Raw genomic sequence first — 26,448 nt, 5'->3', positions numbered from 1 at the left:
GCCGCGCCGCTGCGGCATCCTGCGCCCATGCAGACGGAGTTGAGCAAGCGACTGGGAGCGGAGTACGCGGTGTTCGGCTTCACGCCGTTCCCCGCCGTGGCCGCCGCCATCAGCAGGGCCGGAGGGTTCGGCGTGCTCGGCGCGGTGCGCTACACGGCGCCCGGGGACCTCGCGCGCGACCTCGACTGGATGCAGGACCACGTGGACGGACGGCCCTACGGCCTGGACGTGGTGATGCCCGCGAAGAAGGTCGAAGGCGTCAGCGAGGCCGACGTCGAGGCCATGATCCCCGAAGGGCACCGGCAGTTCGTCAAGGACACCCTCGCCGCGTACAGCGTGCCCGAGCTCGCCGAGGGGGAGGCCTCCGGCTGGCGGATCACCGGCTGGATGGAGCAGGTCGCGCGCGGCCAGGTCGACGTCGCCCTCGACTACCCGATCAAGCTGCTCGCCAACGCGCTCGGCTCGCCGCCCGCCGACGTGATCGCGCGCGCCCACGAGCGGGGCGTGCTCGTCGCCGCCCTCGCGGGCAGCGCCCGGCACGCGCGCAAGCACGCCGAAGCGGGCATCGACGTCGTCGTCGCCCAGGGCTACGAGGCGGGCGGGCACACCGGCGAGATCGCCTCGATGGTGCTCACGCCCGAAGTCACCGAAGCCGTCGCCCCGTTGCCCGTGCTCGCCGCGGGCGGCATCGGCAGCGGCGAGCAGGTGGCGGCCGCGCTCGCGCTCGGCGCGCAGGGCGTGTGGCTCGGCTCGGTCTGGCTCACCACCACCGAGGCCGACCTGCACTCCCCGGCCCTCACCCGCAAGCTGCTCGCCGCGGGCTCCGGCGACACCGTCCGCTCCCGCGCCCTCACCGGCAAGCCCGCGCGTCAGCTGCGCACCGCGTGGACCGACGCCTGGGACGACCCGCGGGGGCCCGGCGCGCTGCCCATGCCGCTGCAGGGGCTGCTCGTCGCGGAGGCCGTGTCCCGCATCCAGAAGCACGAGGTGGAGCCGCTGCTCGGCACGCCCGTCGGGCAGATCGTCGGCCGCATGAACGCCACCCGTGACGTGAGGGCCGTGTTCGACGACCTGACCCGCGGCTTCGAGCGGGCCGTCACCCGGCTGAACCGCATCGCCGGACGGACCTGACCCGGCCCACCCCGCACCCGCACCCGGACCCTCTTCCTCTCCCCGCCACGCCCGACCGAAGGAGGCAGCCCCATGAGCAGCAGCACCCCGCCCAACGGCTTCTGGGCGCAGGCGAGCGCGGACCCCGACCGCACCGTCCTCACCGCGCCCGACGGCACCCGCTGGTCGGCGGGGCGGCTGCACACGGCGGCCAACCAGCTGGCGCACGGCCTGCGCGCGGCGGGCCTGGAGCGCGGGGACGCGTTCGCCGCCGTCCTGCCCAACGGCGCCGAGTTCCTCACCGCGTACCTCGCCGCCGCGCAGACGGGCCTCTACCTCGTGCCCGTCAACCACCACCTCGTAGGACCGGAGATCGCCTGGATCGTCGCCGACTCCGGGGCCAAGGTCCTCATCGCCCACGAGCGGTTCGCCGCCGCGGCCACGGCGGCGGCCGACGAGGCCGGGCTCCCGGCCGGGGGCCGCTACGCCGTCGGCGACGTCCCCGGCTTCAGGCCGTACGCCGAACTCCTCGCCGGGCACAGCGGGTCGCCGCCCGCGGGCCGGACGCTCGGCTGGGTCATGAACTACACCTCCGGCACCACCGGACGCCCGCGCGGCATCCGCCGCCCGCTGCCGGGCAAACCCCCCGAGGAGGCCCATCTGGGCGGCTTCCTCGGCATCTTCGGCATCAAGCCCTTCGACGCCAACGTCCACCTGGTGTGCTCGCCGCTCTACCACACCGCCGTCCTCCAGTTCGCCGGTGCGGCCCTGCACATCGGGCACCCGCTGGTCGTTATGGACAAGTGGACGCCCGAGGAGATGCTGCGCCTCATCGACGCCCACCGGTGCACGCACACGCACATGGTCCCGACGCAGTTCCACCGGCTCCTCGCCCTGCCGGACGAGACCAGGTCGGCGTATGACGTCTCGTCCATGCGGCACGCCATCCACGGGGCGGCGCCCTGCCCCGACCATGTGAAGCGGGCGATGATCGACTGGTGGGGGGAGTGCGTCGAGGAGTACTACGCGGCCAGCGAGGGCGGCGGCGCGTTCGCGACCGCGCGCGACTGGCTGAAGCGGCCCGGCACGGTCGGCAAGGCGTGGCCCATCAGCGAGATCGCCGTCTTCGGCGACGACGGCGAGCCGCTGCCCGCCGGTGAACTCGGCACCGTGTACATGAAGATGAGCACCGGCGGGTTCTCGTACCACAAGGACGAGTCGAAGACGCGCGAGAACCGCGTCGGTGACTTCTTCACCGTCGGGGACCTCGGCTATCTGGACGAGGACGGCTTCCTGTTCCTGCGCGACCGCAAGATCGACATGATCATCTCGGGCGGCGTGAACGTCTACCCCGCCGAGATCGAGTCCGTGCTCCTCGCCCACCCCGCCGTCGCCGACGCCGCCGCGTTCGGCATTCCGCACGACGACTGGGGCGAGGAGGTCAAGGCGGTCGTGGAACCCGCCGAAGGACACCCGGCGGACGACGCGCTCGCCGCGGACATCCTGCGCCACTGCGAGCGGCGCCTCGCGGGCTACAAACGGCCCAAGAGCGTGGACTTCATCCCCGAGATGCCCCGCGACCCCAACGGCAAGCTCTACAAGCGGCGGCTGCGGGACCCCTACTGGCAAGGGCGCCACCGGCCCGTCTGACCGCGTGACCGGGCCCGGATCCGGGCCCGGCCACGCGGCGCGGGTCAGCGTTCGCGCACCTTCACCACCTTCAGGCCCGGCGCCTTGAGGATGTCCTTCTCGCAGAACCGCGCCGTCACCCACCGCTCCCCGGAGAACAACCGGGTCTGGTCGCTGAAGTGCGGCGAGCGGGGGTTGGAGGACTGCGCGTAGGTCAGCAGCGTGCGGGCCTTGGGACAGGGCGACGCGGTCCAGCCGACGGCCTGGATGTGGCTGGAGCCGTGCACGACGTCCGTGTAACCGCCGCCCGCCGGGTCCCAACGCGCGTCGATCTTGTTCCAGACGCCGAGGGACTCCGTGCCGCCGTGCACCGGAAGCCGTTCGCCGCCCCGGACGACGAACTGGTGGTCACCGAGCCGCGCGGCCAGCGGGATGCCCGCGGACCGCAGTGCGGACACCGCGTCGGCGAGCGCGACGGCCAGGCCCGGCGCGTCGGTGTTGAGGCCGCGCGGCGTGCGCACCGGGTCGGACGCCGTGAACGGCACCTTCCACAGCTGCGCGTTCGGGACCTTCGCGGTCAGGGCGCGCCAGAACCGGTCGAAGAGCAGCGCGCCGCGCGCGTCCGTGTTCATGGTGCGGTCCCACGCCTTGATCACGCCGCAGGCCTCCCGCACGTCGACAGCCTTGCCGTCGCTGCCCGTCGCCGAGCCCCCGGGCAGCGCCGCGCAGGCGCGCGCGACGTCGTCGGCGGCGAGGCCGCCCGCGGGCGCCCGGTTGGCGAACTGCAGCCGCCGCAGGTCCTTCACGGTGAGATCGCCGCGCCGGGCCAGGGCGGAGACGTCCTCGATGGCGCCGCGCGTGCGCAGCGACCGCTGGGTGCCGACGGTGCCGAAGATCCGCTCGTAGCCGGTGAGCGGCCGGTCGGCGTGGGCCAGCCAGGCGCTGTCGTTGGAGTTCTGCGCGTACGGCGCGTCCGTGAGCGTCGGCATCCGCGCCGGACCGAACACGCCCGGCTGCAGGGCGTCGCCGTCCGTGCCGAGCGCGCAGTCCTGGCGCGCGCCGTCCAGGACCGCCACGCCCGCCGTCGGATACGTCAGCTTGCCCAGCGGCGTGGAGCAGCGCCCGGCGAGGTCGTCGGTGACGCGCGGCAGGACCTGCGCCTGGGTGAACAGGGAGCGGCCCGCGCGGTCCGCGGCGACGGTGTTGACCCACGGCAGCCCCTGGGTGTCGCGCAGCGCCCGCAGGATCCCGCCCACCGAACGGGCCTTGCCGAAGCGCAGGTCGGTGTCGGCGGCGCGCAGCTGCGCGGCGTTGGGGTCGTTCAGGGCGTAGGCGGTGCGCGTCGTCCAGGGCAGGGACAGCTGGGAGCCGAGCGAGGTGACGACGGGGCCGTACCGCGTCCACCACTGCGTACGGGTCACCGGCGTGCCGCCCTTCACCGGCACGGTCACCGTCCGCCGCGTCATCCGCTCGCTCACGCCGTCGACCAGGTACGCGGTCGGGTCGGCCGGGTCGAGTGTCAGCTCGTGCAGGTTGAACGGGACGCCCGTGGCGACGGTGTGGCTCCACGCCACCCGGCTGTTGAAGCCGATGTTGACGACGGGCGTGCCGAGCAGCGAGGCGCCCGAGACGTTCAGCTCGCCCGGGATGGTCTGCTGCGACTGCCAGAACCGGCTGCCGCCGTGCCAGGGGTAGTGCGGGTTGCCGAGCAGCAGGCCGCGGCCGTTCGCGGTGGCCTCGCCGCTGAACGCGACGGCGTTGGAGCCCCTGTCGGCGGACTCGGCCGCGAACATCCGGCGCGCGGCGTCGGCCGTCGCCCGCGGGTCGGGTGCCCGGCGGGCGTCACCGGCCGCGGGCGGGCGCGCCCCGGTGATGCCCTCGACGGCACGGCCCTGCCCGCCGAGCACCGACGCGGCGAAGTCGAGGCGGGCCGCGTCCAGGGCGGACACCGGGCGCACCCAGTCGGCCTTCGCGCAGGCCGGGTCCGTGACGCGGTTCTGCCGCAGCCAGGCGTTGTAGCCCGCCGCGTAGCCGCGCATCAGCTCCTTGACGGTGCGGCTCGGGCCGCGCGGCGCGGGCTCGGCGAGGAGCTTCTCGACGGTGCCCGCCTTCCGTACGCCCCGGAAGTACAGGTCGCTGGCGAGGTTCGTGGTCGCCCCCGACAGCGCGCCGCCCGGGTCGCCGTCAGGACCGAAGTGGCGCGAGCGCTCGCCGCGCACGGTGACGAAGCTCTGGGCGATGACGCACACCTGGTCGGCCGCCTGGGCCCAGCCGGTGCCGAAGCCGAGGTTCGCGTAGTCCTTGGCGAGGATGTGCGGGACGCCGTACTCGGTGTAGCGGAGGGTGGCGCTGAGGCCGCCGCCCGACGGGTGGGCGACGGCCTCCGGCGCGGCCGCGGCCGCGGGCGGCAGCAGGGCCGAGGCCGCGAGGAGGGCCGCGCCGCACGCCAACGTCACGAACGGTCTGGTACGTATGCGCATCGTGCCTCCCAACTGATGGGCCTCCCAACTGATGTGACAGCCAAACTGTTGGGACAGCCAGACTGATGGGACTGCCAACTGATGTGACAGCAGAGGTCGTTGGAGCGTACCAACCAGTTTGTCCGGTGTCCGGGGGTCGGCGGCGCGCCTCTTGACCGCCGTCCCCGGCCCCCAGCAGGATCACGCCATGACGGGTGTCCGGAACAGCACAGTCGACGGAGTCCTGCGGCGCAGCGCGCGCCGCACACCGCACCGCACCGCCCTGCGCTACGGCGACCGGGCCTGGACGTACGCCGCGCTCGACGACGCCGTCTCCCGCGCGGCCCGCGTCCTTCGCGACCACGGGCCCGACCGCGGCGACCGGGTCGCCGCCTACGCCCACAACTCCGACGCGTACCTCATCGGCTTCCTCGCCTGCGCCCGCGCGGGCCTGGTCCACGTGCCGGTCAACCAGAACCTCACCGGCGGGGACCTGACGTACATCGTCGAGCAGTCCGGCAGCGCCCTCGTCCTCGCGGACCCCGACCTCGCCCCCCGCCTCCCCGAGGGGACCCGCGTGCTGCCCCTGCGCGACGCGGCCGACTCGCTCCTGTCACGGCTCGCCGCGACGGCCCCGTACGACGGTCCCGAGCCGGACACCGAGGACCTCGCGCAACTCCTGTACACCTCGGGCACGACCGCGCTGCCCAAAGGCGCGATGATGACCCACCGCGCCCTGCTCCACGAGTACACCAGCGCCCTGCACGCCCTGGACCTGAAGGCGTCGGACAAGCCGCTGCACTCCCTGCCGCTCTACCACTCCGCGCAGACCCATGTGTTCCTGCTGCCCTATCTGGCGGTGGGCGCCGAGAACACGATCCTCGACGCGCCCGACGCCGGGCGGATCCTCGCCCTGGTGGAGGAGGGCCGCGCCGACAGCCTGTTCGCGCCGCCCACCGTGTGGATCGGCCTGTCACAGCATCCCGAGTTCGCCACGCGCGACCTCAGTGGTCTGCGCAAGGCCTACTACGGCGCCTCGATCATGCCGGTGCCGGTCCTGGAGCGGCTGCGGGAGCGGCTGCCGGGGCTCGCCTTCTACAACTGCTTCGGGCAGAGCGAGATCGGCCCGCTCGCCACGGTGCTCGGCCCCGACGAGCACGAGGGGCGCCTCGCGTCGTGCGGGCGGCCCGTCCTTTTCGTGGAGGCGAGGGTGGTCGACGCGGCGGGCAAGGACGTGCCCGACGGTGAGCGGGGCGAGGTCGTCTACCGCTCCCCGCAGCTGTGCGAGGGGTACTGGGGCAAGCCGGAGGAGACCGAAGAGGCCTTCCGCGGCGGCTGGTTCCACTCCGGCGACCTGGCGGTGCGCGACGAGGACGGCTACTTCACGGTCGTCGACCGGGTGAAGGACGTCATCAACTCCGGTGGCGTCCTGGTCGCCTCGCGCCAGGTGGAGGACGCGCTGTACACCCACGCCGGGGTCGCGGAGGCCGCGGTGATCGGGCTGCCCGACGCGCGCTGGATCGAGGCCGTCACCGCGGTCGTCGTGCCCGCCCGCGACGGCGTCACCGAGGCCGAACTCATCGCCCACGCGCGCGAGGAGCTGCCGTCCTTCAAGGCCCCCAAGCGCGTCCTGTTCGTGCCCGAGCTGCCCCGCAACGCCAGCGGCAAGATCCTCAAGCGGGAGCTGCGGGAGCGCTTCTCAGCCGGCTGAGGGCCCGGTACTGAGGGCCCGGCTCCGCGTGCGGAGCCGGGCCCTTGGGGGAACCGGGTTCGGCCCTTGGGGGAACCGGTTCCTACCGTCCCGTCGTGGCGTCCCGCAGATCCACGATCCGCTTGATCTTGCCCACCGAGCGCTCAAGGGTCTCCGGGTCGACGACCTCGACGGCCACCGAGACGCCGATGCTGTCCTTCACCGCGGACTCCACCTCGCGGGCCGCGGTGACCCTGCGGCCGGGCGGGGTCGCCGCCCGGGACTCGACGCGCACCGTGAGGGCGTCCATGCGGCCCTGCTTGGTCAGCCGCAGCTGGAAGTGCGGGGCGAGGCCGGGGGTGCGCAGCAGGATCTCCTCGATCTGGGTGGGGAAGAGGTTCACGCCGCGCAGGATCACCATGTCGTCGCAGCGGCCCGTGACCTTCTCCATGCGCCGGAAGACCCGGGCCGTGCCGGGAAGGAGCCGGGTCAGGTCCCGGGTGCGGTAGCGGATGACCGGCATGGCCTCCTTGGTGAGGGAGGTGAACACCAGCTCGCCGCGCTCGCCGTCGGGCAGCACCTCACCGGTGATCGGGTCCACCACCTCCGGGTAGAAGTGGTCCTCCCAGATGTGCAGCCCGTCCTTGGTCTCCACGCACTCCTGCGCGACGCCGGGGCCGATCACCTCGGAGAGGCCGTATATGTCGACGGCGTCGATCGCGAACCGCTCCTCGATCTCGCGCCGCATCTCCTCCGTCCACGGCTCCGCGCCGAAGATCCCCACCTGGAGCGAGGTGGAGCGCGGGTCGATGCCCTGCCGCTCGAACTCCTCCAGGAGCGTGAGCATGTAGGACGGCGTCACCATGATGATCTCGGGGCGGAAGTCCATGATCAGCTGCACCTGGCGCCCGGTCATGCCGCCGGACGCGGGGATCACCGTGCAGCCGAGCCGCTCGGCGCCGTAGTGCGCGCCGAGCCCGCCGGTGAAGAGCCCGTACCCGTACGCCACGTGCACCTTGTGGCCGGGCCGCCCGCCCGCCGCCCGGATGGAGCGGGCGACGACGTCCGCCCACATCGACAGGTCCTGCTCGGTGTAGCCGACGACGGTGGGCCGCCCGGTCGTGCCGCTCGACGCGTGCAGGCGCCGCAGTTCCGACTGCTCCACGGCGAACATCCCGAAGGGGTAGTTCGCCCGCAGGTCCGCCTTCGTGGTGAACGGGAAGCGGGCCAGGTCGGCGAGCGAATGGCAGTCGTCGGGGCCGAGCCCCGCCGCGTTGAACGCGGCACGGTAGAAGGGGACGTTCTCGTACGCGTGCAGCAACGTGTCCTGAAGGCGCTCGAGCTGCAGCGCTTCGAGCTCCTCACGACCGAGCCGCTCCGCGGCGTCCAGGAGTGCCGGTGTACGCGCCATGTGGGCGATACCCCCCGTCCGAGCTATCGGCCCGATCTTGTGTCCGGGTCAGTGATTCAAGGTTTCATGGCTTGCGGCAAGGGTCTCGTACGAGGCGTCATGGCCGCACCAGCGGGCGCCTCGGGCCAGGCGGGAAACTAGGGTTTGCGGGCGACCGCGCCGTACATGGCGATGTCCTCGTCCCTGATCATTCCACCGTCGGTGCCGTCCGGGCGCCACTTGTGGATCTGCGTGACCCCGGGTTCGACCAGGTCGAGTCCCTGGAAGAACCGCTCGGCCTCCCGCTCGCCGCGCAGCCGCATCGGCATGCCGCGCGCCGCGTACTCGCGGGCCACCCGGCCCACGTCTTCCGGCGCGAAGTCGGCGGTGCCCACCGACATGGCCAGATAGCTGCCCGACGGCAGCGGCTCCAGGAGGCGGCTTACGATCCCGGGGGCGTCGTGCTCGTCCAGGAGGAAGTGCACGATCGCGATGACCGTGAGGGCGACGGGCTCGTTGAGGTCCAGCGTTTCGCGCAGCTCGGGGGCGCCCAAGATGGTGTCCGGGTCGAGCATGTCCGCCTCGATGTACGAGGTCATGCCCTCGGTGGTGCTGGCGAGCAGTCCCTGGGAGAGGGTGAGCACGATGGGGTCGTTGTCGACGTAGACGACCCGGGAGGACGGGGCGACCGACTGGGCGATCTCGTGCAGGTTCGGCGAGGTCGGGATGCCGGTGCCGATGTCGAGGAACTGCCGTATGCCCGCCTCCCGCGCCAGGTAGCGGACCGCGCGGTTCATGAAGTCGCGGTTGGCCCGCATGTGGATGGGCATCGCGGGCCACTCCTGGACCATCGCGTCCCCGGCCTCCTTGTCGGCCGGGTAGTAGTCCTTGCCGCCGATGATGTAGTCGTAGATGCGCGCCGAGTGCGCGTGCTCGGTGTCGATCCGGTCGGCCGGCCATCCGTCGTCGTGCGACACGGCTGCTCCTGTCAGGTCGTGAACGTGCTGTCGTCCGGTGAGCCGCTTCCGGGAACGGCCGGGGCCGCGCGGGAACGGGGACCTCGGGCCCCGAAGGGCCGTGGTGCTCGTAGTACTGGTGGTGCCGATAGTGCCGATGGTGCTGGTGGTGCTAGCAGAGGAAGTCGGCCTCGCCCGCCTTCACACTGGCGAGGAAGCGGGCGATCTCACTGGGGGTGAGGATCAGTGCGGGGCTGTCGGGGTCGGTCGACTGACGCAGCGCCACCCGCCCGTCGCGCAGCTTCTTCGCCTCGACACAGGCGCCTCCCGCGTCGTCGCTCCACGGCTTGCGCCAGCCCTGGACGCCCAGGTCGCGGGCGGGCAGGCCGGTGCGGGGGGAATGGTGCACTCAGAGCTCCTTGCGAATCGCGCCGAGCAGGGCCTCGGTCTTCCTGACGGGCGCCGCCTGGGCGCCCAGCCGGTCCAGGGCCTCCCGGTACACCACCACGTCGTCGCCCTTGTCGAGGTAGACCGCCCCGACCAGGCCGTTGAGGTAGATGATGTCGGGCAGTTCGGGGGCCTTGAACCGGAAGATGTGGAACGCGCCCGCCCGCATGGCCGGGTGCGGGCCGTTCTTGAACGGCATGATCTGCAAGGTCACGTGCGGCAGTGCCGTGACCGCGATCAGATGGTCGATCTGCGCCCGCATCACGGCGGCGCCGCCCACCGGCCAGCGCAGGACGGTCTCGTCCATCACGACCCACAGGTGCGGGGGAGAGGGACGGGAGAGCAGCTCCTGGCGCTGCATGCGCAGGGCGACCCGGCGCTCGGTGGCCTCGGCCGGGGCGTGCGGGTTGCCCGCGCCGAGCAGGGCGCGGGCGTAGTCCTCGGTCTGCAAGAGACCGTGCACGAACTGCGCCTCGTAGGCGCGGATCTGGTGGGCGGCCTGCTCCAGGCTGAGGTACGCGGCGAACCAGTCCGGCATCACGTCGCGGTACGTGTGCCACCAGCCGCGCTTGTTGGCCTCGCGGGCCGACTCCAGGAAGGTGTCGATCTCGCGCTGCTCCCCGACGCCGTACGTGCGCAGCAGCTTCTCCACGTCGGACAGCCGCAGCCGCGCCACCTTGGCGGCCTCCAGGCGTCTGATCGTCGAGTGGCTGACGCCGATCGCCTCGCCCGCCTGCTCGTACGTGAGCCCGGCGCGCGTGCGCAGGCCCTCCAGCTGTCTGCCGAGGATCATGCGCAGGACCGAAGGGGCACCGCCCCAAGCGGATTCCGCCGACACGCCCCACCTCCCGACCCCGAACCGCACCCGTACCAGGACGGGCACGCGCCTGTGCCGCGATCGCAGTCTGTCACGATCATCGGCTGTTGTGAGCAGCATGCGCCTTACGAATTGAAATTTTCAACTCAGTGGTTGCAGTTCGCTCTTCACAGGTGTCACAGTGGGCCTGCTGTCACTGGACACCAAGTGACCATGGAATGTCCGGGAGTTGGCAGCCCGTCGCAGTGGATTCGGCCCGGTTGGGCCGCCGCTGTGATGTACACGCGGTGACGTCGGCTCGCGACCACCACCTCCGCGACCCGGCGACGGGCGGGGGCGGTCGTGCGCACGCGACGCCGCACACCGCGCGGTGCGTGACCGACGCCGCCGGTGAGGCGACGGCGAACGAAAGGCGACCCCCGTGGTTTCCCCCACCCACCCCACGCCTGCGCAGCACGCGCCCGGGCAGCCGTCCGGGCACCGGGCGACGGTGTTCCGGCTACCGGCGGTGGCCGCGTCGGTGCGGGCGGCCCGCGCGCACGTGCGCGACCGGATGGCCGCGTGGGACATCCCCGAGGACGTGGGCGACGACGTGGTCCTCATGGTCTCCGAACTCGTCACCAACGCGATCGCGCACACCTTCAGCGACCAGGTGCTGTGCCGGGTGTGCGTGGACGCGCGACGGCTCCGCGTCGAGGTCGAGGACCAGGCGCGCGGCGCCACGGTCCCCACCTGGTGCGCCCCGGACCCGGACCGGGAGGGTGGCCGCGGCCTCGCCCTGGTCGACGCCCTTGCTCACGACTGGGGGGTGACGGACGCCGGGGACGGGGCCGGTCAGGTCGTGTGGGCCGAGTTGTCGCCGGTGGTCCGGTAGTCCGGGCGGACGGCGCGTAGGCGCTACCGCTCGCCCCGCCCCAGCTCCGCCAGGCGCGTCAGGGCGGGCAACGCCCGGGCCAGGGCGTCGCGTTCCTCGGGCGTGAGCCGGGCGACCAGGGGCTCCAGGTGCCGGGTGCGGTCCTCGTGGCGCGAGCGGCCGATCCGGCGGCCCTCCTCCGTGATGTGGACGAGGACGGCGCGGCCGTCGCTCGGGTCGGGGCGCCGCTCCACGAGACCGTCGCGCTCCAGGCGCGTGACCAGCTGCGTGATCGCGGGCTGGGTGATCTGCTCGGTCTTCGTCAGCTCCGTCAGGCGCTTGGGGCTGCCCCCGAACGCGAGGGTGTCGAGCACCGACAGCGTGGTGAAGGGCAGCTTCTCCAGCGTGGGCAGCCGGATGTAGAAGCGGTTGAAGTTCTCCAGGGCCGCGGTGAAGGCGTCGACGTCGAGACCGGCGTCGGCGTCAAGACCGGCGTCGGCGTCGGCCCCGGATCGGGCCCGCTCAGGCGCCTCGTCGTGCTGTGCCTCGTCCCGCTGTGCCTCGTCCCGCCGTGTCTCGTCGCGCTGTGTCTCGTCCCGCCGTGTCTCGCTCACCGGAGAAATGTATCGCGTCACTTATATAAGCTGCTTATGATGTCTCCTGTGGGTGCCCCGCCCAGCCCCGCACGGCACGGGACGGGGCACGGCACGCCCCCGTCCGCGTGAGAGAGGGACCCCATGACCGTTCGCATAGGCATCAACGGCTTCGGGCGCATCGGCCGCAACGTGTTCCGCGCGGCGGCCGCCCGGGGCGAGGATCTGGAGATCGTCGCCGTCAACGACCTGGGCGACGCCGCGACCATGGCCCATCTGCTGGCCCACGACTCGGTCCTCGGCCGGTTCCCCGGCGAGGTCGCCGCCGAGACCACCGCCGAGGGCGCGGCGATCCGCGCCGGGGACGCCCGCTTCACCGTCCTCGCGGAGCGCGACCCCGCCGCGCTGCCCTGGGGCGCCCTGGGCGTGGACGTCGTCATCGAGTCCACCGGCGTCCTCACCGACGCGGCCAGGGCCCGCGCGCACGTCGACGGCGGCGCGAAGAAGGTCCTCATCGCCGCCCCGGCCACCGGCGAGGACGTCACGATCGTGCTCGGCGTCAACGACGACGCGTACGACCCCGAGCGCCACACCGTCATCTCCAACGCCTCGTGCACCACCAACTGCCTGGGCGTCCTCGCCAAGGTGCTGCACGACGCCGTCGGCATCGACTCCGGCATGATGACCACCGTCCACGCCTACACCCAGGACCAGAACCTCCAGGACGCCCCGCACCAGGACCCGCGCCGCGCCCGCGCCGCCGCCCTCAACGTGGTGCCCACCTCCAGCGGCGCCGCCAAGGCCATCGGCCTGGTCCTGCCCGAACTGCGCGGGCGGCTGGACGCGCTCGCGTTCCGCGTGCCCGTTCCCACCGGCTCGGTCACCGACCTGACGGTCACCACCCTGCGGCCCACCACGGTCGAGGAGGTCACGCGGGCGTACGCCGAGGCCGCCGCCGGGGCGTACCGGGGACTGCTGGCGTACAGCGAGGCCCCGCTCGTCAGCACGGACATCGTCGCCGACCCCGCCTCCTGCGTCTTCGACGCCCCGCTCACCCGTGTCCTCGGCTCCCAGGTCAAGGTCGTCGGCTGGTACGACAACGAATGGGGGTACGCCAACCGCCTCATCGACCTGGCGCTGCGCGTGGGAGCCACGCTCTAGCGGGGGGCTCGCCGCGAGCGCCCCACGCCGGAGGGCGCGCGTGCTCACAAGCGCCCCCTCGGACGACGCTTGCGATCGGATCCGGCGCCGCCGGGGCTGAACCGGATCGGGTCGGGCGAGTTTCGACGGAGTGCGCGCCATGGCCTCTAGCGTGAGGCGATCGGCACCGAGCAGCGGAGCGCGGGCATCCGGGGAAGGCAAGGCGGGCGTGGAGTGGTCGCAGCCGTCGCGGAACGTGCGGATCGCGGTCAGCGGCGGCGGTGCGCGCGTCACGATCCACGTCGCCGGTGAACTGGACATCGCGACCGCCCCCGTCCTCGCCCGCGCGCTGGAGCGCGCCGGGGCCCGGCCGGGGCGCGTCGGCCTCGACCTCAGCCGGGTGCTGTTCTGCGGGACGGCCGGGGTGCGGCTGCTGATGGACCACTGGCACGGCGGCACGCCCGCGGGCGGAGACGTGGTGGTGGAGCGCGCCCACAGCGCGGTGGTGCGCGCCCTGCGCGCCTGCGGGGAACCGGAGGCCCGGCTGCTCGCGCGCCCCGCGGCGCGGGCCCCGCTGTCCGACGCCGAACGCGCGCGACGGATCGACCTGCTGTCCGGCGTCCTGGACGCGGTCTTCCAGATCACCGCGGCGCCCCTCGGCAACGCCCAGCTCCACGACCCCGCCAGCGGGTTGCTGCGCATCGTCGCGCAACGCGGCTTCCACCACCCGTTCCTGACCTACTTCGAGTCCGTGGCCGACCGCGAGAGCGCCTGCGGTGTGGCGGCCGAGGACCGGGAACCGGTCTTCGTCGAGGAGGTCGTCAGCAGCCCGATCTTCCTGGGGACCCCCGCCCTTGACGTCCTGGCCGAAGCGGAGGCGGGCGCCGTGCTTTCCGTGCCGGTCACCTCCCTCGACGGCGCGCTCATCGGGGTGGTCTCCGTCCACGAGCACCAGGCCACGCGGTGGACCGCCGAGCGGCGCGCCGCGCTGGTACGGCTGTGCCGCGCCTCGTGCCTGCTGTGACACTGGCCCCATGGCTGACAACACCCTCTGGGTCGGGGTCCTGACCGCGGGCACCGCCGTGGTGGCGAGTTGGGTGACCAGCAGGGGCACGTCCCGGGCCGCGCGGATCCAGGCGGAGTCCGCGGCGGAGAGCCAGCAGGCCGACCGGCTGCGGGCGGCGAGGCGCGGCGCCTACGTCGACGTCATCGAACAGGCCCAGCGGATGGGGGACTTGTACTGGCAGGTCACCGACCTCCCAGGCGACCTCGCCGGGGAGGCGCGCGTTGACGCCCTGAAGGACCTGCGGCTGCGGCTGCGCGAGGCCTACGCCCTGCTGCGCCACCGCGTCTGGGTGGTGGACCTGGAAGGGCCGCCCGAAGTGGCCGAGGCCGCGAACCGGCTGCGGCGGACCACCACCGCCAACTACCGCTCCCTGGAAGCGATGATCCGGGGCGAGGAGGGCGCGGAGGAGCGCTTCGACGCCGGTTACGCTCCGTTCTGGCAGGCCGTCCTTGCCTTCGTGGCGATCGCGCGCGAGGCCCTCCACGCGACCACGGCCGCGCCCCCGCGCGCCTGACCCCGCCCCCGCACGCCGCCCAGCGCCGTGGCCCTCCGGTGACTCAGCGTGCCACGCACTCGGCGTACTCGACGCGACTCGGCGTATTCAGCGTGCCATGTAGCGGTCGAGTTCCCGGGTTCGCTCCTGGAGCCGGGCCACCCAGTCCTCGTGCTCCGGCCGCTCGGCCGCGGGGACCTGTACGTCGCACTGCGCGCTCTCGCCCTCACCGCCGGGCGCGGCCCAGCGCACGTCGACGCCCGCGCGCCCGGCCAGGGCGAGCACCGTGGTGAGGAAGCCGTCCGTCAGGGCGAGGACGACGGCGTGGTGCGTTCTGCGATGGTGGGCCACCAGGGCGTTGACGAAGGCCCCGAACACGGCGCGGTCGATCTGCGCCTCGTCGTTCTCCATCGGGCCGACGCCGGAGGGCACGCCCAGCTCCTCCTCGAAGACCGCCACTTGGCGCAGGAAGAGGCGCGCCGCCCCGTTCGAGGGGTTCCACAGCGTCTCGTCGCCCATGTCGAAGTACTGGCTCACCGGGGGCCTTTCGGGTCGGGTCGCGGGCAGCGCGGTCAACGGCCAAGATCGTACGATGGGCGGTGACCCAGGGTGATCGGAATCATGAACTTCCCACCCTCCACCCGTAGCGAGGGGAACACTGTGCGCCGAGTCTTTCGCGGAGGACGTCTGCTGGCCGTCGGCGGTGCCGCCGCCGTGCTGTTCCTGGGCGGAGGCGGTGCCGTCGCCGCTCCCGGGGCCGGGGCGGCGGCCACCGCGTCCGCCCACGCGGGCCCGTACGACCAACTGCGCACCGTAGTCGCGCTGTCCGCCCGGCGCCTGGCCACCGCCGATCTCGTCGCGGCCGCCAAGTACGGCACGGGCAGCCCCGTCGACGACCCCGCGCGGGAGCGGCAGGTCCTGGAGGCCGTGGCGCGGCAGGCCGCGGCGGTGGGCGGCGACCCCGAGGCGACCGTGCGCGTCTTCCGCGACCAGATCGAGGCCAACAAGCAGGTCCAGCGCGCCTTGCACCGCCGCTGGGACGCCGACCCGGCCTCCGTGCCCACCGAACGGCCCGACCTCGGCCAGGTGCGCGAGGAGATCAACCGCGTCAACGACGCCCTGGTCCGCGCCCTCGCCGCGGCGGGCCCCGCGCGCACCGCGCCGTACTGCGGCGGTCTGCTCACCGCGGCCGCCGCGCACGTGCGGCACGAGCGGGGCCTGGACGCCCCGCACGCCGCCGCGCTGCGCAGGGCGCTGCCGTCCGTCTGCGCGTGAGCGCGGCGCCGCGCGGAAGCGCCCCCTCGATGACCGGTGTTGATCAGGTGCGGTCGCAGTGTGTTCCGTAGCCGATCCCCATGGCGCGATGTCGCCCGTCGGGGAACGGGCGCGGTCCGACAACTCCCGTTCCCTGTAGGGAACATGCGACCCTGAAGACTCGACCGGCGCGAGGCGAGGGCGGGGGACTGGGCGTGGGCGAGGTCTGGATCGACGCGGGGAGCGCCGCGGGCGCCGGCGCACTGGCCGGATGGCTGCGGCGCGATCCGGCGGTGGCGCGGGCGGGCGTCGAGATCGAAGCGACGCACATCCCGACGCACATCCCTACGGGGACGCCCGGGCCGCCCGGCGCGATGGGCGGCCTGGAAACGGTCACCGCCGTCGTCGACAGCACGGTGGGCCTGCTGGGGCTGCTCGTGGCCGTGGCCGCCTGGCGGCGCGCGCCGGGCACGCCACCGCCGACGGTACGGGTCATCGAAAGCGACGGCACCGTACTGGAGGGAACACCCGAGGACATAGCGCGCCTCGTGCGGGTGCGCGGCGGACGGGAGCAGACCGGCACATGACCGTGCGCCTGTCCGCCCGGGAGTCCTCGCGGGCGGTGCTGATCGGGGTGGACGCCTACACCCCGGAGTCCGGGCTCGCCCCCCTGCCCGCGGTGCGGCGCAGCGCCCTGGCCCTGCGCGGCGCGCTGCGCGACGAGGCGGTCTGGGGCCTCGCGCCCGGAAGCTGCCGCGTGCTCGGCCCCGACGCGAGCGCCGACGACGTGATGCTGGCCATCGACGAGGCGGCCCACGAGGCCGAGGACACCCTGTTCGTCTACTACGCCGGACACGGACTGCTGCACCCGGACCGGCCGACCGAACTGCATCTGGCCCTGCGCGACTCCAACGAGCGGCAGATGTGGCGCGCGCTGCCGTACGCGCACGTCCGCGACGAAGTGCACGCCGCGTACCGCCGCCGCCACCTCAAGTGCGCGGTGGTCCTCGACTGCTGCTTCAGCGGCGCGGCCGTCGAGGGCGGCATGGGCAGGCCGGAGACGCTCCTGAAGCGCGCCGCCGACATCGACGGCGTCTGCGTGCTCACCTCCTGCGCGGCCACCGAACTCGCCTACTCCCCGCCCGAGGAGGAACTGACCGCCTTCACCGGAGCCCTGGTCTCCCTGGTGCGGACCGGACTGCCCGAGGCCGGGCCCGTACTGGACTTCGGCACCCTGCACGGGCGGCTGCACCACCTCCTCGGCAGCCGCGAGCACCCCCAGCACCCACAGCTCGGCGCCCACAACTCAGGCGAACGGATCGCCGTCTTCCACAACCCCGCCTACCGCCCGCGCGGGCGGCGCGAGCAGCCGCACGCCCCCGTCCCCGCGCGGCCGTCGACGGTGGAGCGCTTGTTCGGCCGTGACCGCGAGCTGCGGGAGCTGGCCGAAGAGGCCGCGGTCGGGCCCGGCGCCCTGGTCCTCTACGGGCCGCCCGGAGTGGGCAAGTCGGCGCTCGCCGCCGAACTGTGCGGGCGGCTCACCGGCGAACGCGCGGGCCAGCCGGCGGTCGGCCTCCCCGTCGTCCTCCTGGACGACGTCAGGGACGCGGCCCAGGTGGCCGCGGCCGTCGCGGACGCGCCCGGCGCGCTCGTCGTGGTGACGAGCCGCAGCTCGCTCACCGAGGCCGGAACCGGCGTCCGCCGGTACGCGCTCGCCCCGCTCGCGCCGGTGGCCGCGGTGGAGATGATGCGCCACCTCAGCGGCCTTACCGGACACGACGAGGAACTCGCCGAGATCGCCCGGATGCTGAGCTGCTTCCCGCTCGCGCTGCACCCCGTCGCCGCCCGGCTGAGGCGCACCCCGCCGGACCTGATGCTTGACGCCATGCGCGAGTCGGACCGGCCGCTGCGGCACCTGCGGTCCGACGACGACCGCGTCCGCACCGCCTTCACCGTGTCGTACGAGGCGCTCGACGAGCCGCAGCGGCGGATCCTGCACGCCTGCGTCAGCCATCCAGGACCGGACTTCGACCGGCACTCGGCGGCCGTCCTCAGCCGCACCCCGCCCGGCATCTGCGGCCTGATGCTGGAGGAGCTGGTCGACGCGGGCCTCCTCCAGCGCGGCGAAGGACGCTACGCCTTCCACGACCTCTACCGGAGCTACTCGCACACCACTCCCGAGGACGAGGCACTGCGCAGGACCTGGCTGTACCTGCACCTGAGGCGCTGGCTGCGGACCACCCGCGAGGGCGGCGCCGAGCGGGACTGGCGGTCCGTCACGCTCCCCGAGCTGCGCGCCGCCGCCCGCGCGGCCCGCGAGGACCACTGGCACCTGGCCACCGACCTGAGCTGCGAGGTGGCCGACGCCTTCCGCGAGGAGGGACGCCTGGACGAGGCGCGGGAGGAGGCCGAGGCCGCCTACCGGTACGCGACGGGCCAGACCGACGGCAGGGACATCGCACGCGCCCGTGGCTGTCTGGCCCTCGTCGGCGGCCTCGGACCCGACGCGCCCCGGGCCGCGGCGCGCGTCGGCGAGAGCACGCGCCAGGAGGCGGCCGCCGAGCTGCGCCGCGAGGCCGAGGCCGGGCGTCGCCGTGCGGAGGAACGCGATGACCCGGCCCCGCTCGGCAACCTGCTGATGGACCTGGCCGAGCGGGCCCTGGTCGCCGACCTCCTGGAGTACGCCCTGCGGTTCCAGGCCGAGGCGCACGACTGCTTCGAGGCGGCGGGCGACGCGAAGCTGCTGGCCGAGTGCCTCGTCGGGCAGTCGGCGCTGCACATGTTCGCCGGGCAGTACGCGGCCGCGGCGCCCCCGGCCCAGCGGGCCGCCGGGCTGCTCGCCGCCGAGGGGGACGGCGATGGCGCCGCGCACGCGCACGCGTCGGCGGCGGAGGCCCTGCGCAAGGCGGGGGACCTGCAGGGCGCCCGGCGCCACGCCTACCTGGCGCTCGGCCTGTTCAAGACGGCCGGGGACCCCGCGAGCCTCAGTTACGCCTACCGCCTCTCGGCGAAGATCGCCTGGGCGCGCCAGCGGCACGCGCTGGCGCACCGGCTCCTGGCGAAGGCGCACGAACTGCGGCGCGACGCGGCCGCCGAGGGGCCGTCCACGCAGGCGATCGCGCACCCCTTCCGCACCGACCGGGCAGCGGCCCCGAACGGCCTCGCCGCCAGCGGCCCGGACCCGGGGGCGCGGGGGGAGTCGCCTCAGCCCCCGGCCGCCACCGCCCGCGCCCAGCGGTAGTCGGCCTTGCCGCTCGGCGAGCGCTGGACGCGGTCCGTGAACACCACGGCGCGCGGGATCTTGTACCCGGCGAGGTGGGCGCGGCAGTGGTCCTGGACGGCGGCGAGGTCAAGGGGCGCGGCGCCGGGGCGGAGCTGGACGACGGCCGCGACGCGGTTGCCCCAGTGCTCGTCGGGCACCCCGGTGACCAGCGCGTCGTACACGTCGGGATGGGACTTCAGGGCCTGCTCGACCTCCTCGGGGTAGACCTTCTCGCCGCCCGTGTTGATGCACTGGGAGCCGCGGCCGAGCACGGTCACGATGCCGTCGGCGTCGACCGTCGCCATGTCGCCGAGCAGGACCCAGCGTTCGTCGCCGCGCTGGAAGAACGTCTCCGCGGTTTTCCGCGGGTCGTTGTAGTAGCCGAGCGGGACGTGCCCGCGCTGGGCGATGCGGCCCGGCTCGCCGACGCCGACCGGCTCGTGCGTCGCCGGGTCCACCACCTGGGTGCGCTCGTTGACGCTGATGCGCAGGCCCCGCTCGGGCCCCGAGTCGTCGGTGGCGGTGCCGTTGAAGCCGGACTCCGAGGAGCCGAAGTTGTTGAGCAGCATGACGTTCGGGGCGAGCGCGGTGAACTGGGCGCGGACGGTGTCCGACATGATCGCGCCCGAGGAGGAGACGCTGAACAGGCTGGAGAGGTCCGTGCCCGCGAGGGGGCCCGCGAGCGCGTCAATCAGGGGCCGCAGCATCGCGTCGCCCACCAGCGACACACTGGTGACCTTCTCCCGCTCGATGGTGCGCAGGACCTCCTCGGGGGCGAACCCGCGGTGGATGACCAGGCGCTGGCCGAAGTGGAAGCAGATGAACGCGGTGAGGGTGGACGTGCCGTGCATGAGGGGCGGGGTGGGGAAGAACGTGATGCCCTCGCCCCCGGCCGCCACCCGCTCGGCGACCTCTTCCGGCCGCTTCACCGGCTCGCCCGTCGGCGCCCCGCCGCCGAGCCCTGAGAAGAACAGGTCCTCCTGGCGCCACAGCACGCCCTTGGGCATGCCGGTCGTGCCGCCGGTGTAGATGATGAACAGGTCGTCCGCCGAGCGGGGCGCGAAGCCGCGCCCGGGCGATCCGGACGCCTCGGCCGCGGCGAAGGCGATGGCCTGAGGGCCGCCCGGCGCCGCGTCGCCGACCCGGATCAGATGCCGCAGCCGGTCCGCGCGGGGCCGCGCGGCGGCCACCCGCTCGCCGAACTCCGCGTCGAAGACGAGCGCGGCGAGGTCCGCGTCGCGGTAGAGGTAGGCCAGCTCCTCCTCGACGTAGCGGTAGTTGACGTTCACCGGGACCACGCGGGCCTTCAGACAGGCGAGGACCGTCTGGAGGTACTCCACGCCGTTGTACAGGTGCAGCCCCAGGTGCTCGCCAGGATCGATGCCGCTGTCGAGCAGGTGGTGGGCGAGGCGGTTGGCCGCCGCGTCGAGCTCGGCGTACGTCAGACGGCGCTCCGCTCCCGTGCCGGGGTGGTCCACGTACACGAGCGCCTCGCGGTCCGGCACCGCGTCGACGACTGACTCGAACAGGTCGGCAAGGTTGTACTCCACCGCTCCTCCTGACCCCGGCGCCGCGTCGTGTGCCGGTCATCAGAGCAGAGGCGCCCCGAGGGCGGAAGGGCCCGCGCAGAAGAAATCTGACTGACTGTCAGAAGACTCTTGAACTGCCACCTCCGCTCCTGCAACCTGTTCCAGGTCTAAGGACGGGAGGACGGCCATGGCTGGCACGGAACATCTCTCCGTACGGCGCGAGGGCGCCACACTGGTGCTCACACTGAACCGGCCCGAGGCGAGGAACGCGCTCTCGCTCGCCATGCTCGTGGGCCTGTACGACGGGTGGGTGAGCGCCGACGAGGACGACGCCGTGCGCTCCGTCGTCCTCACCGGCGCGGGCGGCGCGTTCTGCGCGGGCATGGACCTCAAGACGCTCGCGAACCAGGGCGAGGGCGCCGCGGACGACCCGTACCGCGCACGCCTGAAGGCCGATCCCGATCTGCACTGGAAGGCGATGCTGCGCCACCACCGGCCGCGCAAGCCCGTGCTCGCCGCCGTCGAGGGCGCCTGCGTCGCGGGCGGCACCGAGATCCTCCAGGGCACCGACATCCGCGTCGCGGGCGCGTCCGCGACCTTCGGGCTCTTCGAGGTCCGGCGCGGCCTGTTCCCCATCGGCGGCTCCACGGTCCGCCTCCAGCGGCAGATCCCCCGCACCCACGCCCTGGAGATGCTGCTCACCGGCCGCGCCTACACCGCGAGGGAGGCCGCCGACGTGGGCCTCGTCGGCCATGTCGTGCCCGACGGCACCGCCCTGGACAAGGCGCTCGCCATCGCCGAGCGGATCAACGCCTGCGGTCCGCTCGCCGTCGAGGCCGTCAAGGCCTCGGTGTACGAGACCGCCGACCTGGGCGAGGCCGAGGGCCTCGCCGCCGAACTCAAGCGCGGCTGGCCCGTGTTCGACACCGCCGACGCCAGGGAAGGCGTCCGTGCCTTCGCGGAGAAGCGCCCGCCCGTCTACCGCCGCGCCTGACGCGAGGAGGAAGCCGCATGAGCGACGTGCTCAGCGCCCCCATGGTCGTGGAGTTCCCCTTTACCCGCTCCCTCGGCCCCGTCCAGTCCGCCTTCCTGACCGGCCTGCGCGCACGCACCGTGCTCGGCGTGCGCACGGCGGCGGGCCGGGTGCTCGTGCCGCCCGTCGAGTACGACCCCGAGACCGCCGAGGAGATCCACGACCTGGTGGAGGTCGCCCCCACGGGCACCGTCACCACCTGGGCCTGGAACCCCGAGCCCCGGCGCGGCCAGCCGCTGCCGACCCCCTTCGCGTGGGTCCTGGTCCGCCTCGACGGCGCCGACACCGCGCTGCTCCACGCCCTGGACGCACCGGGCCCCGACGCCGTGCGCACCGGCCTGCGCGTCCGCGTCCGCTGGGCTGAGAGCCGCTCCGGAGCCATCACGGACATCGCCTGCTTCGAACCGGCCGACTCCCGCGCCCCCGCGCTCCCCGCGCGGCCGCACAGTGGCGTGTTCGCGGGCGAGCCGGTGACCGGTGTCGTCGCGCCCGCCCGCCTCGACTACACGTACACGCCGGGCCGCGCCCAGAGCGCCCACCTCGCCGCGCTCGCCGAGCGCAGGACCGTCGGCGAGCGCTGCCCGGCCTGCGCGAAGGTGTACGTGCCGCCGCGCGGCGCCTGCCCCACTTGCGGCGTCGCCACCACCGAACGCGTCGAGGTCGGCCCGCGCGGCACCGTCACCACCTTCTGCGTGGTGAACATCAAGGCGAAGAACGCCCTCAACGACGGCATCGAAGTGCCGTACGTCTACGCGCACATCGCCCTCGACGGCGCCGACCTCGCCCTGCACGGACGCATCGGCGGCATCCCCTACGACGAGGTCCGCATGGGCCTGCGCGTCGAACCGGTGTGGCGCGAGGGCGCCCGGCACCCCGACCACTACCGGCCGACCGGAGAGCCCGACGCCGACTACGACACGTACAAGGAGCTGCTGTGACCGGGGAGACAGGGGAGAGCGGGGCACCGGCGGACGTGGCGGTCGTGGCCTGCGCGCAGTCCGACCACCGGCGGCGCACCGACGAGGTGTCCGAGGTGGAGCTGCTCATGCCCGTCCTGCACCAGGTCCTTGAGCGCACCGGTCTGACCACCGCCGACATCGGCTTCACCTGCTCCGGCTCCAGCGACTACCTCGCGGGCCGGGCCTTCTCCTTCACCATGGCCCTGGACGGCGTCGGGGCCTGGCCGCCGATCTCCGAGTCCCACGTCGAGATGGACGGCGCCTGGGCGCTGTACGAGGCCTGGGTGAAGATCCTGACGGGCGAGGCGGACACGGCGCTCGTCTACGCCTACGGCAAGTCCTCGCCCGGGTCCGTGCGCGATGTGCTCACGCGCCAGCTCGACCCGTACTACGTGGCGCCGCTGTGGCCGGATTCCGTCGCGCTCGCCGCCCTCCAGGCGCGGGCGCTCATCGACGCGGGCGACACGGACGAGGCCGCGCTCGCGGGCATCGCGGCCCGGGAGCGCGAAGCGGCCCGCGACAACCCCCACGCCCAGCTGCGGGGGGCACGGCCGCACGGCGACTACGTGGTGCGGCCGCTGCGGACCGGCGACTGCCCGCCCATCGGTGACGGGGCGGTGGCCGTGGTCCTCGCGGCCGGGCACCGGGCACGGGAGCTGTGCGCGCGGCCCGCCTGGATCCGCGGCATGGACCACCGGATCGAGGCCCACGCGCTCGGCGTGCGCGACCTCACCGACTCGCCGTCGACCCGGCTCGCCGCCGAGCGCGCCGGAGCCTTCGAGCGGCCCGTCGACACCGCCGAGCTGCACGCGCCCTTCACCGCGCAGGAGGTCGTCCTGCGCAAGGCGCTCCGGCTCGACGACCGGGTGCGCGTGAACCCCTCCGGCGGCGCGCTCGCCGCCAATCCGGTGATGGCCGCCGGGCTCGTCCGCGTCGCCGAGGCCGCCGCCCGCGTCCACCGCGGGGAATCCGACCGCGCGCTCGCCCACGCCACCTCCGGGCCCTGCCTCCAGCAGAACCTCGTCGCCGTCCTGGAAGGGGAGCCCCGTGCCTAAGGAACCCGTCGCGGTCGTCGGCATCGGCCAGACCGCGCACGTCGCCGCCCGCCGCGACGTCTCCCTGGCCGGGCTTGTCCGCGAGGCCGCCCGGCGCGCCCTCGACGACGCCGGGCTGACGTGGGCGGACGTCGACGCCGTCGTCATCGGCAAGGCCCCCGACTTCTTCGAGGGCGTCATGATGCCGGAGCTGTATCTGGCCGACGCGCTCGGCGCGGTGGGCAAGCCGATGCTGCGCGTGCACACCGCGGGCTCCGTCGGCGGCTCCACCGCGCTCGTGGCCGCGAACCTGGTGGCGAGCCGCGTCCAGCGCACCGTACTGACCCTCGCCTTCGAGAAGCAGTCGGAGTCCAACGCCATGTGGGGGCTCTCCCTGCCGATCCCCTTCCAGCAGCCGCTGCTCGCGGGCGCGGGCGGCTTCTTCGCCCCGCACGTGCGCGCGTACATGCGGCGCAGCGGCGCCCCCGACACCATCGGCTCGCTGGTCGCGTACAAGGACCGGCGCAACGCCCTGAAGAACCCCTACGCGCATCTGCACGAGCACGACATCACGCTGGCGAAGGTCCAGGCGTCGCCGATGCTGTGGGACCCGATCCGCTACTCCGAGACCTGTCCGTCCTCCGACGGCGCCTGCGCCATGGTCCTCACCGACCGCGCGGGCGCGGCCCGCGCGCCGAGGCCGCCCGCCTGGGTGCACGGCGGCGCGATGCGCAGCGAGCCCACCCTGTTCGCGGGCAAGGACTTCGTGTCGCCGCGCGCGGGCAAGGACTGCGCCGCCGACGTCTACCGCCAGGCGGGCATCACCGAGCCGCGCCGCCAGATCGACGCGGTGGAGATGTACGTGCCGTTCTCCTGGTACGAGCCCATGTGGCTGGAGAACCTCGGCTTCGCCGAGGAGGGAGAGGGCTGGAAGCTCACCGAGTCCGGCGTGACGGAACTGGACGGTGACCTACCGGTGAACATGTCGGGCGGCGTCCTGTCGACGAATCCCATCGGCGCTTCCGGGATGATCCGCTTCGCCGAGGCCGCGCTCCAGGTGCGCGGACAGGCGGGCGAGCACCAAGTGGACGGCGCGAGCAGGGCTCTTGGGCACGCCTACGGCGGCGGCTCGCAGTTCTTCTCGATGTGGCTCGTCGGGACCGAACCGCCCAGCACATGACGAACCCCCTGGCGCGGACGTGCCGTCGTCGTCGTACGGCGGCCTGTGCGGCGCCCGGGGTGAAAGCTAGGCTGGCGACGGACGACGCACTGGGAGGAGCACGGACGTGGCCGACAGCACCATCACTCAGCATCCGCTAGCGGGCTGGGGCAAGCCGGACCTCGATCTCAGCGCCGCCGAATGGCGGTCGAGCAGCGAGGGCCGCGGAGACGTGCAGATCGCCTTCGTCGAGGGCTTCATCGCGATGCGCAACGGCGATCGCCCCGAGAGCCCTTCCCTGATCTTCACGCCCGCCGAGTGGGGCGCCTTCGTGCACGGAGCCCGCGAGGGACGCTTCGACCTGACCTGACCCGCGCTTCGTACGCGTCAGGGGGCCACCCGCTAGGTGACGTTGACCGCCGTCCACGCCGCGGCGACCGCGCGGTGCTCGGGGCTGCCCGTGCCGTAGAGGTCGGCGGCCGCCGCGAGCGTCGAGACGCGGGCGCGCTGGTAGGTCGTGGAGGCGGTCATGTAGACGGTGAGCGCCCGGTACCAGATGCGGCCCGCCGCGGTCCTGCCGACTCCGGTGACGGGACGGCCGTCGAAGGTGGGGCTGTCGTAGGAGACGCCCCCGATGACCTTGGGGCCGCTGCCCTCGGCGAGCAGGTAGAAGAAGTGGTTGGCGGGCCCGGCGGCGTAGGCCGGGGGCAGCTGGCCGATGCCCGCGTACCAGTAGTCCTTGGACTGGCCGTCCCTGGACGGGCGGTCCATGTAGCGCTGGGCCGACTGGCCGGTGGCGTCGGTGCGTTCGCCGAAGAGGTAGTCGCCGGGGTCGGCCGTGTTGGCCGCGTCGAACTCCGCGGAGGCGGCGAAGACATCGCTCGTCGCCTCGTTGAGCGCGCCCGGCTCGCCGGAGAAGGTCAGACCCGCGGTGGCCGCGGTCACGCCGTGGGCCAGCTCGTGGGCGCCGACCTCGATGCGGGTGAGCGGCAGGGCGGGCGGGGTCGTGCCGTCGCCGTAGATCACGCAGGACGTGGTGGTCTCGAAGAAGGCGTTGACGTAGTTGCGGCCGTAGTGGACGCGGCTGCACCCGCCCTTGCCGTCGCCGCGCACGCCCTTGCGGCCGTGCGTGCGCGCGAAGTAGTCCCAGAACACCGCGTGGATGTAGTGCGCGGCCACGGCGTCCGACTGCCGCCCGCCCTCGCACCAGTCGTTGTCGTCGTCGGAGGCGAGGACGCCGCCCCCGGTGCCGTTGTTCATGTCGTACGTCTTGTGGTTGCCGCGCACGGGGTCGTTGAGCTCGTAGCGGAGCGTCGTCGGGTTGTACGTGGTGTCGAGCGGAACCCGTCCCACGGTCGTGCCGCAGCCGGTCCCGGCCGCCGCGCGGCCGGCGGGTCCGGGGCGGGCGTCGGCGACACCGGCGCCCGTGACGGAGGCCAGGACGACGGCCGCGGTGAGCAGGGCCGTGGATCGGCCGCGTCTGGTGAGGGAGGGGAGCGGGGCCATGTCGGCTCCTTCCGGCGTCGGCTGCGCGAGGAGGTGGGGGAGGAGGTGGGGGAGCAGGGGGGGGAGGTG

The 26,448-nt window shown here is 73.6% G+C and carries 24 protein-coding genes; 15 read left to right on the top strand and 9 right to left on the bottom strand.

Annotated elements, in window-relative coordinates:
* Positions 1 to 27: 27 nt before the first annotated feature.
* Together AC07A4_RS14160 and AC07A4_RS14155 are read left to right on the top strand one after the other, a co-directional pair.
* Positions 28 to 1,131: an NAD(P)H-dependent flavin oxidoreductase gene (locus tag AC07A4_RS14160; protein ID WP_478597434.1), complete on the top strand. Its 1,104-nt coding sequence runs from the start codon at positions 28 to 30 to the stop codon at positions 1,129 to 1,131.
* Positions 1,132 to 1,203: 72 nt separating this feature from the next.
* Positions 1,204 to 2,760 carry an acyl-CoA synthetase gene (locus tag AC07A4_RS14155; RefSeq protein ID WP_478597431.1) on the top strand — a complete coding sequence of 519 codons (1,557 nt, stop codon included), beginning with the start codon at positions 1,204 to 1,206 and terminating at the stop codon, positions 2,758 to 2,760.
* A gap of 44 nt (positions 2,761 to 2,804) precedes the next feature.
* Here the strand turns inward: AC07A4_RS14155 and AC07A4_RS14150 are convergent, their stop codons facing one another.
* Positions 2,805 to 5,219, bottom strand: a complete 2,415-nt coding sequence (locus AC07A4_RS14150; RefSeq protein ID WP_478597428.1) for a penicillin acylase family protein — start codon at positions 5,217 to 5,219, stop codon at positions 2,805 to 2,807.
* 187 nt (positions 5,220 to 5,406) lie between these two features.
* Between AC07A4_RS14150 and AC07A4_RS14145 the strand changes: the two genes are divergently transcribed.
* Complete coding sequence (locus AC07A4_RS14145; RefSeq protein WP_478597425.1) at positions 5,407 to 6,909, top strand: acyl-CoA synthetase; 1,503 nt, start codon at positions 5,407 to 5,409, stop codon at positions 6,907 to 6,909.
* 82 nt (positions 6,910 to 6,991) lie between these two features.
* Here AC07A4_RS14145 and paaK read toward each other — a convergent pair whose 3' ends face one another.
* The 4 genes from paaK to AC07A4_RS14125 all read right to left on the bottom strand — a co-directional run bounded on the left by paaK (position 6,992) and on the right by AC07A4_RS14125 (position 10,519).
* A complete protein-coding gene (gene paaK, locus AC07A4_RS14140; protein ID WP_478597422.1) occupies positions 6,992 to 8,299 on the bottom strand; it encodes a phenylacetate--CoA ligase PaaK in 1,308 nt (435 codons plus the stop codon).
* Positions 8,300 to 8,436: 137 nt separating this feature from the next.
* On the bottom strand, positions 8,437 to 9,255 hold the full coding sequence (locus AC07A4_RS14135) for an SAM-dependent methyltransferase (protein WP_478597420.1): 819 nt from the start codon (positions 9,253 to 9,255) through the stop codon (positions 8,437 to 8,439).
* Between the two features lie 151 nt (positions 9,256 to 9,406).
* The gene (locus tag AC07A4_RS14130; RefSeq protein ID WP_478597417.1) at positions 9,407 to 9,643 is read right to left on the bottom strand and encodes a DUF397 domain-containing protein; all 237 of its coding nucleotides are present in this window, start codon (positions 9,641 to 9,643) and stop codon (positions 9,407 to 9,409) included.
* Positions 9,644 to 10,519, bottom strand: a complete 876-nt coding sequence (locus AC07A4_RS14125) for a helix-turn-helix domain-containing protein (RefSeq protein WP_478597415.1) — start codon at positions 10,517 to 10,519, stop codon at positions 9,644 to 9,646.
* Between the two features lie 400 nt (positions 10,520 to 10,919).
* Here AC07A4_RS14125 and AC07A4_RS14120 point away from each other — a divergent pair, with 400 nt between their 5' ends.
* On the top strand, positions 10,920 to 11,372 hold the full coding sequence (locus AC07A4_RS14120; RefSeq protein WP_478597413.1) for an ATP-binding protein: 453 nt from the start codon (positions 10,920 to 10,922) through the stop codon (positions 11,370 to 11,372).
* A 23-nt stretch (positions 11,373 to 11,395) separates the two neighbouring features.
* On the opposite strand, the gene AC07A4_RS14115 is transcribed toward AC07A4_RS14120, so the two are convergent.
* Complete coding sequence (locus AC07A4_RS14115) at positions 11,396 to 11,965, bottom strand: MarR family winged helix-turn-helix transcriptional regulator (protein WP_478597410.1); 570 nt, start codon at positions 11,963 to 11,965, stop codon at positions 11,396 to 11,398.
* A gap of 123 nt (positions 11,966 to 12,088) precedes the next feature.
* Here AC07A4_RS14115 and gap point away from each other — a divergent pair, with 123 nt between their 5' ends.
* From gap to AC07A4_RS14100, 3 genes are all read left to right on the top strand, one after another.
* Positions 12,089 to 13,105, top strand: a complete 1,017-nt coding sequence (gap, locus tag AC07A4_RS14110; RefSeq protein ID WP_478597408.1) for a type I glyceraldehyde-3-phosphate dehydrogenase — start codon at positions 12,089 to 12,091, stop codon at positions 13,103 to 13,105.
* A 208-nt stretch (positions 13,106 to 13,313) separates the two neighbouring features.
* Entirely contained in the window at positions 13,314 to 14,108 is a 795-nt protein-coding gene (locus AC07A4_RS14105) for an STAS domain-containing protein (RefSeq protein WP_478597406.1), read from the top strand.
* A gap of 10 nt (positions 14,109 to 14,118) precedes the next feature.
* The gene (locus AC07A4_RS14100; protein ID WP_478597404.1) at positions 14,119 to 14,664 is read left to right on the top strand and encodes a hypothetical protein; all 546 of its coding nucleotides are present in this window, start codon (positions 14,119 to 14,121) and stop codon (positions 14,662 to 14,664) included.
* Positions 14,665 to 14,751: 87 nt separating this feature from the next.
* Here AC07A4_RS14100 and AC07A4_RS14095 read toward each other — a convergent pair whose 3' ends face one another.
* On the bottom strand, positions 14,752 to 15,219 hold the full coding sequence (locus AC07A4_RS14095) for a DUF6086 family protein (RefSeq protein ID WP_478597401.1): 468 nt from the start codon (positions 15,217 to 15,219) through the stop codon (positions 14,752 to 14,754).
* Positions 15,220 to 15,303: 84 nt separating this feature from the next.
* Between AC07A4_RS14095 and AC07A4_RS14090 the strand changes: the two genes are divergently transcribed.
* From AC07A4_RS14090 to AC07A4_RS14080, 3 genes are all read left to right on the top strand, one after another.
* The gene (locus tag AC07A4_RS14090; protein WP_478597398.1) at positions 15,304 to 15,918 is read left to right on the top strand and encodes a chorismate mutase; all 615 of its coding nucleotides are present in this window, start codon (positions 15,304 to 15,306) and stop codon (positions 15,916 to 15,918) included.
* Positions 15,919 to 16,112: 194 nt separating this feature from the next.
* Positions 16,113 to 16,484 (top strand): effector-associated constant component EACC1, encoded by a 372-nt coding sequence (locus AC07A4_RS14085; RefSeq protein ID WP_478597396.1) that lies wholly within the window; start codon positions 16,113 to 16,115, stop codon positions 16,482 to 16,484.
* Entirely contained in the window at positions 16,481 to 19,138 is a 2,658-nt protein-coding gene (locus AC07A4_RS14080; protein WP_478597393.1) for a caspase, EACC1-associated type, read from the top strand. Before AC07A4_RS14085 ends, AC07A4_RS14080 begins: the two co-directional genes overlap by 4 nt.
* On the opposite strand, the gene AC07A4_RS14075 is transcribed toward AC07A4_RS14080, so the two are convergent.
* Entirely contained in the window at positions 19,102 to 20,709 is a 1,608-nt protein-coding gene (locus AC07A4_RS14075) for an acyl-CoA synthetase (RefSeq protein ID WP_478597390.1), read from the bottom strand. The genes AC07A4_RS14080 and AC07A4_RS14075 overlap by 37 nt on opposite strands.
* 166 nt (positions 20,710 to 20,875) lie before the next feature.
* Here AC07A4_RS14075 and AC07A4_RS14070 point away from each other — a divergent pair, with 166 nt between their 5' ends.
* From AC07A4_RS14070 to AC07A4_RS14050, 5 genes are all read left to right on the top strand, one after another.
* Positions 20,876 to 21,682 (top strand): crotonase/enoyl-CoA hydratase family protein, encoded by an 807-nt coding sequence (locus AC07A4_RS14070; protein WP_478597387.1) that lies wholly within the window; start codon positions 20,876 to 20,878, stop codon positions 21,680 to 21,682.
* Positions 21,683 to 21,699: 17 nt separating this feature from the next.
* Positions 21,700 to 22,659 carry a Zn-ribbon domain-containing OB-fold protein gene (locus tag AC07A4_RS14065; RefSeq protein WP_478597384.1) on the top strand — a complete coding sequence of 320 codons (960 nt, stop codon included), beginning with the start codon at positions 21,700 to 21,702 and terminating at the stop codon, positions 22,657 to 22,659.
* Complete coding sequence (locus tag AC07A4_RS14060; RefSeq protein ID WP_478597381.1) at positions 22,656 to 23,735, top strand: thiolase domain-containing protein; 1,080 nt, start codon at positions 22,656 to 22,658, stop codon at positions 23,733 to 23,735. The genes AC07A4_RS14065 and AC07A4_RS14060 overlap by 4 nt, the downstream gene beginning before the upstream one ends.
* Positions 23,728 to 24,894, top strand: coding sequence for a thiolase domain-containing protein (locus tag AC07A4_RS14055; protein WP_478597378.1), 1,167 nt, complete (start codon positions 23,728 to 23,730; stop codon positions 24,892 to 24,894). The genes AC07A4_RS14060 and AC07A4_RS14055 overlap by 8 nt, the downstream gene beginning before the upstream one ends.
* Positions 24,895 to 25,000: 106 nt before the next feature.
* Positions 25,001 to 25,243: a DUF397 domain-containing protein gene (locus AC07A4_RS14050; protein ID WP_478597376.1), complete on the top strand. Its 243-nt coding sequence runs from the start codon at positions 25,001 to 25,003 to the stop codon at positions 25,241 to 25,243.
* A 32-nt stretch (positions 25,244 to 25,275) separates the two neighbouring features.
* Here AC07A4_RS14050 and AC07A4_RS14045 read toward each other — a convergent pair whose 3' ends face one another.
* Positions 25,276 to 26,379: a M4 family metallopeptidase gene (locus tag AC07A4_RS14045; RefSeq protein WP_478597373.1), complete on the bottom strand. Its 1,104-nt coding sequence runs from the start codon at positions 26,377 to 26,379 to the stop codon at positions 25,276 to 25,278.
* Between the last annotated feature and the right edge of the window lie 69 nt (positions 26,380 to 26,448).

The sequence above is a fragment of the Streptomyces sp. NPDC043996 genome (assembly GCF_056435225.1).
The sequence above is the reverse complement of the archived record's forward strand: the minus strand, read 5'-3'. Positions and strand labels throughout refer to the sequence as shown.